Below are 12,733 nucleotides of genomic sequence, written 5' to 3'. Positions count from 1 at the left end.
ATTAATTCAATTTTTCTATGTATAAAAAAGTGTCTTTGTCGCTCATTTTAAAGGTTACTCCTGTGCCTAGATTTACTCCTGTGTCAGCTTGAATACCTCCTCTCAAACGAATCTGATCTCCAGCGTGCAAATATTTTATTATCGAAAAGCTATTGACGGAATTTGCATTTCCTGCTGTTACTACTAATCCGTATAATAAAAAACTGTTTTCATGAATTTTCTGCCATCCTTCTGCTGTTGCGCCGACATAAAGCGCTTGTAAGGAAACAATAGTGGCGGCATTTCCTACAGAAAGACCACCTGCGCTACTTGTTTTTATGGAAGGGTTTATTCTGTAATATCCATCTGAGGGAATTGTAATTTCGCCCTCTGCATTTATTGTTACACCTAAATTATTTATATTGTTTCGTTCAATATCATTTAGAATATTAAATTTTAATGTTGGGCGACCTGTAATTCCTAATAGGTTTGCAACAACTTGGTCTGCTGCATTTGAACCTATAATACTCACATTTTTATAGTTTTTAATACTTTTTTCGGTCGCAGAGACCCATCTGTATCCGTCGTATTTTACAACTTCTTTTGTCTGTTTGTTGTAGAATATTAATCCATTGTCTTCTGCTACATTGTCGTATAAATCTGGTTGCAGGATATTATAATGAGGTAGCTCGGTACTATTTTCTACCTGTGGAAGAATAAATCCTTTTGTTGGGCTTTCTAGGTGTAAAATAGCTCTAGGGTGTATTGTTTCCGGGTTGTCTCCAATCTTAACTTGTGCGTTCCCGAGTGTACTTACAGCTATTAAAATAAAGAGCCCTATTGTAGTTATTTTTTTCATAATCTTAATCACTTACTTTGGTAAACATTATTTCTCTCGGGTAATACGTTGCAATAGTAGAATTTGTATTTGCTGTGAGAGTCACCGCTACAGAAACTGTTGCAAGAGGAGAGTGTATCCTTGAGATAATATAATCTCCAGCTTTTAGACGGATTTTGGTTGATGTGAATGCTGCGGTATCCAAATCTCCACCAATTCCTAAAACTCCATAATAATCAGGAAAAAAAGTAGATAATTTAACTTCACTATAGCTGTTGTCGGGTTGTTTTAAATAGGCTCTTAATTGATACTGAGGTCCACTGGTTAATGAAACAGCACCTCCTGTTTTTGAAGGAATGTTTAAATAAATTTCATAAAGACCTGGTTGAGTAATGGTGAACTTTGCATTATCGAAATTTTCATTTCCATAAGCTCCTCCACCGTCTACTACAGCTGTTTCTCGAGTTATATTTAAATTATTATAAGATTTTTGACCATCAATCGATGCGCTGAACCCAAGTCCTACGTGTCGACCACACCCTAAAAGAACACAAACGACACTTACTTTTTCGGTGGCATTGGATAAAAATCTTGATTGATTGTTTTTAAAACTAGGTAGGGTGGTTTCATTAGTCCATGAATCTCCGTCATAGGAGTATATTGTTGCGTGGGTTTTCTCAAACGCAATCATCCCTGTCATAGAAGGGTTGGATGAATTCGGGAAAGGTAAATTGTTTGGAGATGTTACTGCAGGCAACATTATTCCATAATTTTTACCATTATATTTTCCGTCAACTTGTAATATGGCTTTACTATGCATGTTAATAATAGGGTTTTTTGAAATTCCTACTTGTGAAAAAGTCAAATTAACGGCAAGCAACATTATCAAAGAAGTGTTAATTTTTTTCATTTTAGTTTCTATTTAAAAATTAATCTGTTATATCTTCTTCGAAATAATTATTTTCTTTTGTGTTTAAGGGAGTTTTGTTAAATTTTTAATAGACTTTGTGTTTTCAATTAATTATTATTTGTGTGAGCTACTTTACTCTTAGATACCACTCATGTTTGTCTTTTTAAGACAATGCCTAAAAAAGACAAATACTATTACTTGTCAATGGGTTGATTGTGTAAGGGGAAGTACATCTTATGTTGCAAATATATGAAATTTGTGAATTATTAACATGTTTTTATTTATTAATTTTCTAAATCAATATTAGATAAATAATAATATTACTTTATTTTTAATTATTGTTGTAATTTGCTCTATTGATGGGAGATCGGTCTTGTTTCTATAAAAAACAAAAGACGAACTTTATAGTTCGTCTCTATTATAAGGGTCGGGATTATTTTTTAGAGTAATTCCTCTTCTTGAAAATATTGAATAATTGCTTTTTTCATTAATAAAGTTTGTTCATTGGGTTTTAGCTCTGGTAATTCTTCAAGTTTTTTAAATTGTGGCCATCCATCTTCATAATGAGTGAATTTATAATAGCCGAAAGGTTCTAATAATCTGCAAACCGCAATGTGAATTAGGTTTACTTTATCGTCTTTCGTATATTTTTGCTGACCGCTTCCTAACTCCTGAAGTCCGATTAAAAAAAGCAATGTTTCAATCGGTGGATTTTTTTCTGTTCCGAAATTATCTTCAAAAAACTGTTCTATTTTTTTCCAGTATTCTGCCTCGTTAATCATCTTTTTTATTTTCTAATTTTAATAAGAAAGCGTATTCTAATGCGTCTTCTTTTAAAGACTCAAATCTTCCGCTCGCACCACCGTGACCAGAGCTCATGTCAGTCTTGAAAATCAAAATATTATTGTCAGTTTTTAATTCTCTCAACTTTGCAGTCCATTTTGCTGGTTCCCAATATTGAACCTGAGAATCATGAAAGCCAGTGGTAATTAATATATTGGGATAATCTTTAGCTTCTACGTTGTCGTAAGGAGAATATTCTTTCATGTAATGATAGTATTCTTCATCGTTAGGATTTCCCCATTCGTCATATTCTCCGGTTGTTAAAGGAATTGTATCGTCCAGCATAGTTGTTACCACATCTACAAAAGGAACTTGAGCAACCACGCCATTAAATAGAGATGGTTCATAATTCATGACTGCGCCAACAAGTAATCCTCCTGCGCTTCCTCCCATTGCGTAAAGGTGTTTTGAGGAAGTATAGTTTTTTTTAATTAGATATTTCCCCGCATCAATAAAATCGAAGAAGGTGTTCTTTTTGAATAGCATTTTTCCGTCTTCATACCATTCTCTTCCTAAATATTCGCCACCTCTGATGTGTGCAATTGCATAAATAAAACCTCTGTCCAGAATTGAAAGCCTTACATTCGAAAAACTGGCATCAACAGTATGTCCGTAACTTCCATATCCGTAAAGGAGTAAAGGTGTATTTTCAGATTTTATAGTGTCTTTGTGGTAAACCAAAGAGATTGGAATTTTAGTTTTTCCGTCTCTGGAATCTGCCCATATTCTTTCAGAAATATAATTTTCGGGGAAGAATTTTCCACCCAAAACTTCTTGTTGTTTTAGAAGTTTTGTCGTTTTATCCTTCATATTATACTCATAAGTTGAGCTAGGCTTTGTTAAAGAAGTGTAGCCATATCGTAAAACCTCTGTGTCAAACTCTAAATTAATACCAATATAAGTGGTATAAGTAGGATCCGAGAACGGTAAATAATAAGACTCCTTATTTATTTTGTCAATAATTTTGATTTGTAGAAGTCCTTCTTCTCTTTCTTCAAGTACCAGATAATTTTTAAAGATTTCAAAACCTTCCAGCAAGACTTTTTCACGGTGGGGAATGACATCAATCCAGTTTTCGATTCCGCAATTTTCAATTTTTGTTTTTACAATTTTGAAATTGGTTGCTTCGTCTGCGTTGGTAATGATATAAAATTCATCTTCATAATGTTCAACAGAATATTCCAAGTCTTCAATCCTTGGCTGAATTATTGTCCAATCTGCAAAAACATTGTCAGCCGGAATAAATCTGTGTTCATCAGAAATTGTGCTTGAACTTGCTATAAAAATATATTCTAAGGATTTTGTTTTAAAAACATTTACATCAAAGGTTTCATCTTCTTCATGGAAAATCAAAACATCTTCTGATGAGTCTGTTCCTAATTTGTGTCTGAAAACTTTGTAAGCTCTTAAACTTTCATCTTTTCTTATATAAAAAATGTGTTCGTTGTCATTTGCCCAAACAGCTTTTCCTGTGGTGTTTTCTATTTTATCTGAAAGAATTTCACCGGTCTTTAAATTCTTAAAATTAATAGAGTAGATTCTTCTTCCTACATTATCTGAAGAAAAAGATACGAGTTCGTTGTTGGGGCTTACAGCAAGGCTTCCTACTTCAAAATAACTTTCGCCTTCAGCTAAAATATTGACATCAACAACAATTTCTTCTTCATTGTTTAAGTTTTTATGTTTTCTACAAAAAATAGGATATTCTTTTCCTTCTTCATAACGAACGATATACCAATATTCATTGAAGAAATAGGGTAAAGATTCGTCATCTTTTTTGTATCGGGCTTTCATTTCCTCGAAAAGTTCTTCCTGAAGTTGTTCGCTATCCCTCATCATAAAATCTGCATAAGCATTTTCTTCTTCAAGATACTTTATGACTTCCGGGTTTTCCCTTTCGTTGAGCCAGAAGTAGTTGTCGATTCTTTTATCACCGTGTGTTTCTAGTATTTTTTCTATTTTTTTTGCCTGTGGAGCTTTCATTCAATATTAATAATTGTTCAAATTTAATTAAAAAAAAACCATCTTTCCTTAATTGAAAAGACGGTTATTAGGTATTTTGTGCTAAAGGCTATTTGTGAAGAGCCTTAATGTATTTTTCAACTGCCATTGTCATGGATGGTGTTTCCTTTGTAGGAGCCATTAAATCTATTTTTAGTCCTGCTTCTTCTGCCGCAGCTAAAGTTGTGTTACCAAATACGGCAATTTTTGTTTCATCTTGTTTGAAATCAGGGAAATTTTGTTGTAAAGATTTAATTCCCTGTGGACTGAAGAAAATCAACATGTCATAATCTTTTATGTTGATATCTGTTAAGTCACTGCAAACTGTTCTGTACATGATAGCTCTTGTCCAATCTATATTTGCACTATCTAAAGTTTTGATGATATCCGGACTCAAAACATCTGAAGATGGCAATAGATATTTTTCAGTTGGGAATTTTTTGAAAAGAGGAGCTAAATCTGAAAAGTTTTTCTCTCCAAAACTGATTTTTCTCTTTCTATATACAATATGTTTTTGTAGATAATTTGCAATCGCCTCAGATTGGCAAATGTATCTCATGGTATCAGGAACAGCAAAACGTAGTTCTTCTGCAAGTCTGAAGTAGTGATCTATAGCATTTTTACTGGTGAAAATAATTCCGGTGTATTGCGTAAGATCAATTTTCTGTGTTCTTAATTCTTTATTGTCAACTCCTTCGACATGGATGAAAGGGCGGAAATCGATTTTTATTTTTTCCTTCTTCGCTATATCCAAATATGGAGACGACTCACTAGGCGCAGGTTGAGAAACCAATATAGACTTTATTCTCATCATTGACTTTTTTAAATAAATAACAATTTCCAAAGCAACAACAACGGAGCAATTTGGAGGGTGCAAATATACAAAAATTTATAATACCATTTTTCGGGTAAGACGTTGTTCTTGTGAAATAAATAGAAAAAAATCTTAAAAACGAAAACAAAGCCAAAAAACAGCAGGTAATAAATAAATACTTTACTTCTATCTATATTGAAATAATAATGAATGATACATAAGATTATCAATAAGAATGATAAAACAAAGTAAAATTTTGTAGAAGTGAAATAAAAAATTGACCACTTTTTTCCGTCTCCTATACTTTGGTAGAATAAGAAGCCTAAAGCGCATTTTATCAGATAAAACAATATAATAACGGCTAAAGTATAACCAAACTTATTGAGCTGAAATCCTAAAATATTTATATCATTTATATATTTAGGGACAAAAGGGATGTATTGAGATATTAATACACTTATGGTAAGAGCTGTGACACAGGATGTGATAACCCAACTTGGCAGGTTGTTACTTGCATCAAAATATTTTTGAAGCAAAAAGTCTTTTAAATTAGCATCTCTTTCTATGATGTTCATCATAAAAACAAATAAAAAGACGCATCCCAGCAATATAAAAATTACCCAATCATTGTTCTCAGGTATTCTTACATGGTTTATAAAGTTTTGTGATAACGGCAAAGGTATATTTTTTGCAAAATTATAGATTATTTTGTATAAAATAAAAAGGTTAAATAAACTATCTTTGCAAACTGAAATGAAAAAACTTGTCATCATCCCAACTTATAACGAAAAGGAAAATATTGAAAATATTATTTCCGCAGTCTTTGCGTTAGACGAAGGCTTTCATATTTTGGTTGTTGATGACTCTTCGCCTGATGGTACTGCTAATATTGTAAAAGATTTGCAGAAAACATTTCCCCATTGTTTGCATTTGTCAATCAGGCATGTAAAAGATGGTTTGGGAAAGGCATATATTCATGGGTTTAAATGGGCTATTGAAAATAAATATGATTATATTTTCGAAATGGATGCCGATTTTTCTCATAACCCCAGTGATTTGCCAAAACTTTTTGAAGCTTGTCTGAATGCAGATATGGCAATAGGTTCACGTTATTCAAAAGGAGTAAATGTGGTGAATTGGCCAATGGGAAGGGTTTTACTTTCTTATTTCGCGTCAAAATATGTTAGATTCATTTTAGGTCTTCCTATTCATGATACAACGGCTGGTTTTGTCTGTTTTTCAAGAAAAGTATTGGAAGAAATAGGCTTGGATAATGTAAAATTGAAAGGGTACGGGTTTCAAATTGAAATGAAATTCAGGGCCTTTAAAAAAGGTTTTAAAATTGTAGAAGTTCCCATTATATTTACGAATAGAATTTTAGGAGAGAGCAAGATGAATGGTGGAATTATCCATGAAGCTGTTTTCGGTGTGCTTAATTTAAAATGGAAATCATTAATCAATAAATTATGAAAAGATTAATATTACTTTTTGTTTTGATGTTTGTATTTTCATGTGCAGAATATATTGATAAGCCCAAAAATCTTGTTGATAAGGTAAAGATGGCTGAAATATTGGCAGATTTAGCAATTAATGACCAGGCAACTTTTACCTATCAAAATACAAATCTGGAAGCGGGAACAAGATATGTTCTTAAAGAACATAATGTAAAACCTGATGATTTTGTAGAAAGCTTTAAGTATTACGTGATGAAGCAACAGATGAAAGGAATTGCTGAAGATGCGCAAGAGGTTTTGTTGAAAAAAGACCCGAAAGCTGATAAATATGTAAAGGATAAACTCAAAAGCGGGACTAATTTACCGAACTTGGAGAGATAATTATGATGCAAAAATTTTTTACTATAGAGAAAACCTCTGAGGGAAAGGCTAGAGCAGGAGAAATTACCACAGATCATGGTAAGATTCAAACGCCTATTTTTATGCCTGTAGGAACTGTGGCAAGTGTAAAAACAGTTCACCAAAGAGAATTGAAGGAAGACATAAAAGCCCAGATTATTTTGGGTAATACATATCATTTATATCTTCGTCCTGGTATGGAAACAATGCAGGAAGCTGGAGGTTTGCATAAATTTATGAATTGGGACTTGCCAATTCTTACGGATTCCGGAGGTTTTCAAGTTTTTTCATTGGCGAGTAGTCGAAAAATGACAGAAGAAGGAGCGAGATTCAAATCTCATATCGATGGAAGTTATCATATGTTCTCTCCGGAAAAGTCAATGGAAATTCAACGACAGATTGGTGCAGATATTTTTATGGCTTTTGATGAGTGTACTCCTTATCCTTGTGAGTATAATCAGGCGAAAACTTCAATGGAGCTTACACATCGTTGGTTGAAAAGATGTATTGAATGGACGGAAAATAACCCTGAATTATACGGTCATAAACAAAGGCTTTTCCCTATTGTTCAAGGATCTACGTATTCGGATTTAAGAAAAATTTCAGCCGAAGTTATTTCTGAAGCTGGAGCAGAAGGGAATGCAATTGGAGGTCTTTCTGTAGGTGAACCTGAAGAGGAAATGTACAGAATTACTGATGAGGTTACAGATATTCTTCCGAAAGATAAGCCAAGATATTTGATGGGAGTTGGTACTCCTTGGAATATTTTGGAGTCAATTGGCTTAGGAATTGATATGATGGATTGTGTAATGCCAACCCGAAATGCAAGAAATGCAATGCTTTTCACTTGGAAAGGTGTGATGAATATGAAAAACGAAAAATGGAAAAAAGACTTCTCTCCTCTGGATGAGTTTGGAACAAGTTTCGTTGATAGAGAATATTCTAAAGCTTATGTTAGGCATTTGTTTGTTTCTAAAGAGTATTTGGGGAAACAAATTGCATCTATCCATAATTTGGCATTTTATTTAGATTTGGTTAAAGTAGCAAGAGAACACATTATAGCAGGAGATTTCTATCAATGGAAAAACTCTGTACTTCCTGTTCTAAGACAAAGGTTATAAAAGATAGACAATGCTGAAAATTATAGATAAATATATCATTAAAAAATACCTTGGAACTTTTAGTTTCATGTTGATATTACTATCTATAGTTGTGCTTGTAATAGATGTTCAGCAGAAAATTCCGAGGATTGAAAATGCAAAATTATTAGATCCTAAGATGGATTTGATGTACTTCTTAATACATTTCTATCCTTTCTGGATTTTGAATCTTGTTGTGACTTTCTTGTCAATTCTGGTTTTTATTTCGGTGATTTATTTTACATCCAGAATGGCAAATAATACGGAGATTGTTGCTATCATAAGTAGTGGCGCGAGTTTTCATAGGTTTGCAAGACCGTATTTGCTGACTTCTGTATTTATTGCACTGATTTCTCTTACCGTAAATCATATGGTTCTTCCGTGGGCAAATATTAAGAAGAACCAGTTGGAAGCGTATACCTATAACTCTACCAATAAAGAAAAGATTTTAGGAACAGCTCCTGCTTCAGCGCAATTAAGTAAGACAGAGTATATTTTCGTAAACTCTTGGAATAAAAAAGAAAAAAGAGGAAGTGGTTTTGTTTTTCAGAGATTTGATAAAAACAGGAGATTGCTTTATGAGCTGAAGGCTTCGGAAGTATATTGGGATCAGGCAAAAAAGCAATTTGTACTAAATAATTATACCGAAAAGACTATCAATAAAGATGATTCTGAGAAACTTGCGCATGGTTATGAATTAAGAAAAAACTTTGGTCATTCGCCCGAAGAGCTTTTTCCAAATGAACTTTTAGGACAAAATAAAACAACGCCTGAGCTTATAAAATTCATTGAAAGGGAAAAAGAAAAAGGTAACGGAAACCTTAATTCTTACTTAAATGAGCTTCATCAAAGAACCTCAATGCCGGTTTCTATTATCATTTTAACCTTTTTAGCTCTATCTTTGGCATCTCAAAAGAAAAGAGGAGGGTTGGGAATCAATCTTGCAGTGGGTATTTCTTTAGCGTTTGTTTTTGTATTCTCGTTTGAGGCCTTAAAAGTTGTTTCTGAGAATAAAAGCATGACACCGTTTTTAGCGATGTGGTTTCCTAATTTAGTTTTCTTGCCAATTGCGTTGATTTTATATTTGAAAAGAGCAAATCAGTAAAGGAGTTTTATTTCCTTGTGGTAAAAAGATTTTAAGCCGTCTTCTTCCAGTTCAATCCAGATTTTTCCGTTTTCGTCGGTTTGTTTTATGATGCCATTTTGTCTCCTTTTATTTAATTCAAAGACTGAAATCTCATCTTTACGAAATAAACTTTGATTAAAACGATGCATGATTTCCTCATCAGAGGGGATTTTTTTTAGTTTCTCAACCAAGTAATTATGAAAGTCTATAGTAAGTTCATCTAAGTTAAAAGTCTTTCCTGTCTGCGTTAAAAGGGAACCCGCATTAGATATCTCGTCAAATTTTTCCTGAAGAATGTTAATTCCAGAACCAATAATGAAATAATTAGTTTGATTAATTTTTTTCTTTTCAATTAAAATTCCAACTATTTTTTTACTTTTAAGAATAATGTCGTTTGGCCATTTTATTTTTACATTCTGTTCGGTCAAATTGGCAAGAAAATCCCTTATGATTATTGCGGTATAATAATTGAACATAAAATCTGAGCATGTGAAATTTTCAATTTTTGCCGCTAAAGTATAAGCTAAATTTTTTTCAGCCACTGATGACCAGGTGTTTCCATATTGTCCACGACCTTTTGTTTGATTAAAAGTATGCAAACCTACAAAATCTGAATTCTCATAAAGTAAAAATTTAGATATTTCGTCATTAGTAGAAGAACATTCTTTTAAATAAAACAGATGAGGCATTTAAGAAAACTTTAAGACATTTAAGGGCTTAAAAGTAAGGCTAAAGTAAAGAAAAAACAATAAATTTGCAGATTATAGTATTTTTTAATGAATAAAACAGCAGAAAAACAAGAATTATTAGATAAAATCGTTGAAGCTATCCAGGATGTAAAGGGAGAAGATATTATGATCTTTGATCTTTCAAACATTGAAAACTCTGTAGCAGAGACATTTGTAATATGTAGTGGAAACTCAAATACACAAGTTTCGGCTTTGGCAGGAAGTATTGAGAAGAAGGTGAGAAACGAATTAAAAGAAAGACCATGGCATGTGGAAGGGACTGAAAATGCAATGTGGGTTTTAGTTGATTATGTTTCGGTGGTAGTTCATATTTTCCAAAAACAGGTGCGTGAGTACTATGACATAGAAGAACTTTGGGGTGACGCTGTCATTACCAAAATCGAAAATGAATTTTAATTTTAAAAAGTATAAATGAACAATAAAGGATTTAACTGGTTTTTTCCGATTGCTATTGTAGCTCTTTTGTTATTCTTTATTCCGAATTTTTTCGGAGACAATAATGCAAAATCTATTGATGAGGATGAGTTCTTCCAAATCATGCAAGCTGGGAAAATTCAGAATATTTTAATATATAAAGACACTGAAAAAGCTGATGTTTTCTTAACAAAAGAGGCTAAAACGGCAATGGTTAATAAAAAAACCAAAGAAAATGATCCGTTTTCAGCATTTGAAATGACTCCAAAAGCAGATTACACCGTTAAATATGGTAGTCTACAGCTTTTCCTTCAAAAATTTGATCAGGTAAAGGCGACTAGTCCTAATATTAAAACTACCAAAGATTATGGTGTTGGTAAAAACCCATTAACGGAGATTTTAATTACTGCTTTAATTTGGGTTGCTATTTTAGGATTATTCTACTTCTTATTATTTAGAAAAATGGGAAGCGGAGGTGGTCCTGGTGGACAAATTTTCTCCATAGGAAAATCTAAAGCAAAACTTTTTGATGAAAAAGAGAAAATTCAGGTAACTTTTAAAGATGTTGCCGGCTTAGAAGGAGCTAAAGAAGAGGTTCAGGAAGTTGTAGATTTCTTGAAAAACTCTGAAAAATATACAAAATTGGGAGGTAAAATTCCTAAAGGTGTACTTTTAGTCGGTCCTCCGGGAACAGGTAAAACATTATTGGCAAAAGCCGTTGCAGGTGAGGCTAAAGTACCATTCTTCTCTCTTTCAGGTTCTGATTTCGTAGAAATGTTCGTTGGAGTAGGTGCGTCTAGAGTTAGAGATTTATTTGCTCAGGCAAAAGCTAAATCTCCTGCAATTATCTTCATTGACGAGATTGATGCTATTGGACGAGCGAGAGGTAAAAACAATTTCTCAGGAGGAAATGACGAAAGGGAAAATACATTGAACCAGCTTCTTACAGAAATGGATGGTTTCGGAACAGATACGAATGTTATCGTTATGGCGGCAACCAACAGAGCTGATATCTTAGATAAGGCTTTGATGAGAGCAGGACGTTTTGACCGTTCAATCTATGTAGATCTTCCGGAACTACATGAAAGAAGACAGATTTTTGATGTACATTTAAAGAAAATCAAATTAGATGGCACTGTAGACAGAGAGTTTTTAGCAAAACAAACTCCGGGATTCAGTGGAGCAGATATAGCGAATGTTTGTAATGAAGCGGCTCTTATTGCAGCAAGAAACAATCATGAATCTGTAACAAAACAAGACTTCCTTGATGCTGTTGATAGAATTATCGGAGGTCTTGAAAAGAAAAATAAAGCAATTAAACCTTCTGAAAAGAAAAGAGTTGCTTATCATGAAGCGGGTCATGCTACAATTTCATGGTTGGTAGAACATGCTTCACCACTGTTGAAAGTTACCATTGTTCCGAGAGGACGTTCTTTAGGTGCGGCTTGGTATCTTCCAGAGGAAAGACAATTAACAACTACCGAGCAAATGTTGGACGAAATGTGTGCGACTTTAGGAGGTAGAGCAGCTGAGCAGGTTATCTTTAATAATATTTCAACAGGTGCGCTTTCTGACCTTGAAAGTGTAACGAAAAGAGCTCAGGCAATGGTTACAATCTATGGTTTGAGTGAAAATATTGGGAATATTTCTTATTATGACAGTTCTGGTCAATCAGAATACAGTTTTGGAAAACCATATTCTGAAGAAACTGCAACTAAAGTTGATGCTGAAATAAAATCAATTATTGAAAATCAGTATGATAGAGCAATAAGAATTCTTACTGAAAATAAAGATAAGTTGGATGCTTTGGCAAACAAATTATTAGAAAAAGAAGTTATTTTCCGAGAAGATTTGGAAGATGTATTCGGTAAAAGAGCTTGGGATCCGGAATTGACAGAGAAACCAGTAACAAACACAATCCCTGAAACAAAAGAAGAATCAGAGGAAGTAACAGTTATTAAAGAAAAAGAAGAGGAAAGCGAAATTCAGGCTCCTGAAAGTCCGACTCAACTTTAAAAAATAACGTAAAAATTAGATATATAAAACCTGACAATGACAAAATTGTCA

The 12,733-nt window shown here is 33.2% G+C and carries 13 protein-coding genes; 6 read left to right on the top strand and 7 right to left on the bottom strand.

Annotated elements, in window-relative coordinates:
• Position 1: 1 nt before the first annotated feature.
• The 6 genes from OH806_RS04320 to OH806_RS04295 all read right to left on the bottom strand — a co-directional run bounded on the left by OH806_RS04320 (position 2) and on the right by OH806_RS04295 (position 6,155).
• On the bottom strand, positions 2 to 838 hold the full coding sequence (locus OH806_RS04320) for a hypothetical protein (protein WP_264742441.1): 837 nt from the start codon (positions 836 to 838) through the stop codon (positions 2 to 4).
• 4 nt (positions 839 to 842) lie between these two features.
• A complete protein-coding gene (locus tag OH806_RS04315) occupies positions 843 to 1,727 on the bottom strand; it encodes a hypothetical protein (RefSeq protein WP_264742440.1) in 885 nt (294 codons plus the stop codon).
• 440 nt (positions 1,728 to 2,167) lie between these two features.
• Entirely contained in the window at positions 2,168 to 2,509 is a 342-nt protein-coding gene (locus OH806_RS04310; RefSeq protein ID WP_264742439.1) for a hypothetical protein, read from the bottom strand.
• A complete protein-coding gene (locus OH806_RS04305) occupies positions 2,502 to 4,553 on the bottom strand; it encodes a S9 family peptidase (protein ID WP_264742438.1) in 2,052 nt (683 codons plus the stop codon). The genes OH806_RS04310 and OH806_RS04305 overlap by 8 nt, the downstream gene beginning before the upstream one ends.
• Before the next feature lie 88 nt (positions 4,554 to 4,641).
• Entirely contained in the window at positions 4,642 to 5,382 is a 741-nt protein-coding gene (locus tag OH806_RS04300; protein ID WP_264742973.1) for a uroporphyrinogen-III synthase, read from the bottom strand.
• An 11-nt stretch (positions 5,383 to 5,393) separates the two neighbouring features.
• On the bottom strand, positions 5,394 to 6,155 hold the full coding sequence (locus OH806_RS04295) for a DUF4271 domain-containing protein (RefSeq protein ID WP_264742437.1): 762 nt from the start codon (positions 6,153 to 6,155) through the stop codon (positions 5,394 to 5,396).
• Between OH806_RS04295 and OH806_RS04290 the strand changes: the two genes are divergently transcribed.
• From OH806_RS04290 to OH806_RS04275, 4 genes are read left to right on the top strand one after another with little or no spacing between them, the layout of a single operon-like run.
• Entirely contained in the window at positions 6,139 to 6,855 is a 717-nt protein-coding gene (locus OH806_RS04290; protein WP_264742436.1) for a polyprenol monophosphomannose synthase, read from the top strand. The two genes, OH806_RS04295 and OH806_RS04290, sit on opposite strands and share 17 nt — an antisense overlap.
• On the top strand, positions 6,852 to 7,220 hold the full coding sequence (locus OH806_RS04285) for a DUF4296 domain-containing protein (protein ID WP_264742435.1): 369 nt from the start codon (positions 6,852 to 6,854) through the stop codon (positions 7,218 to 7,220). The genes OH806_RS04290 and OH806_RS04285 overlap by 4 nt, the downstream gene beginning before the upstream one ends.
• A gap of 5 nt (positions 7,221 to 7,225) precedes the next feature.
• Positions 7,226 to 8,359 carry a tRNA guanosine(34) transglycosylase Tgt gene (gene tgt / locus OH806_RS04280; RefSeq protein ID WP_264742972.1) on the top strand — a complete coding sequence of 378 codons (1,134 nt, stop codon included), beginning with the start codon at positions 7,226 to 7,228 and terminating at the stop codon, positions 8,357 to 8,359.
• 13 nt (positions 8,360 to 8,372) lie between these two features.
• The gene (locus tag OH806_RS04275) at positions 8,373 to 9,482 is read left to right on the top strand and encodes an LptF/LptG family permease (protein WP_264742971.1); all 1,110 of its coding nucleotides are present in this window, start codon (positions 8,373 to 8,375) and stop codon (positions 9,480 to 9,482) included.
• On the opposite strand, the gene OH806_RS04270 is transcribed toward OH806_RS04275, so the two are convergent.
• The gene (locus OH806_RS04270) at positions 9,476 to 10,192 is read right to left on the bottom strand and encodes a biotin--[acetyl-CoA-carboxylase] ligase (RefSeq protein WP_264742434.1); all 717 of its coding nucleotides are present in this window, start codon (positions 10,190 to 10,192) and stop codon (positions 9,476 to 9,478) included. The two genes, OH806_RS04275 and OH806_RS04270, sit on opposite strands and share 7 nt — an antisense overlap.
• A gap of 87 nt (positions 10,193 to 10,279) precedes the next feature.
• Here OH806_RS04270 and rsfS point away from each other — a divergent pair, with 87 nt between their 5' ends.
• Together rsfS and ftsH are read left to right on the top strand one after the other, a co-directional pair.
• On the top strand, positions 10,280 to 10,648 hold the full coding sequence (rsfS, locus tag OH806_RS04265; protein ID WP_264742433.1) for a ribosome silencing factor: 369 nt from the start codon (positions 10,280 to 10,282) through the stop codon (positions 10,646 to 10,648).
• A gap of 15 nt (positions 10,649 to 10,663) precedes the next feature.
• On the top strand, positions 10,664 to 12,682 hold the full coding sequence (gene ftsH / locus OH806_RS04260; protein WP_264742432.1) for an ATP-dependent zinc metalloprotease FtsH: 2,019 nt from the start codon (positions 10,664 to 10,666) through the stop codon (positions 12,680 to 12,682).
• The last annotated feature ends 51 nt before the right edge of the window (positions 12,683 to 12,733 follow it).

The organism is Chryseobacterium oryctis (assembly GCF_025971925.1).
Lineage (GTDB): Bacteria > Bacteroidota > Bacteroidia > Flavobacteriales > Weeksellaceae > Chryseobacterium > Chryseobacterium oryctis.
This window is presented reverse-complemented; position numbering and strand designations above follow the sequence as displayed.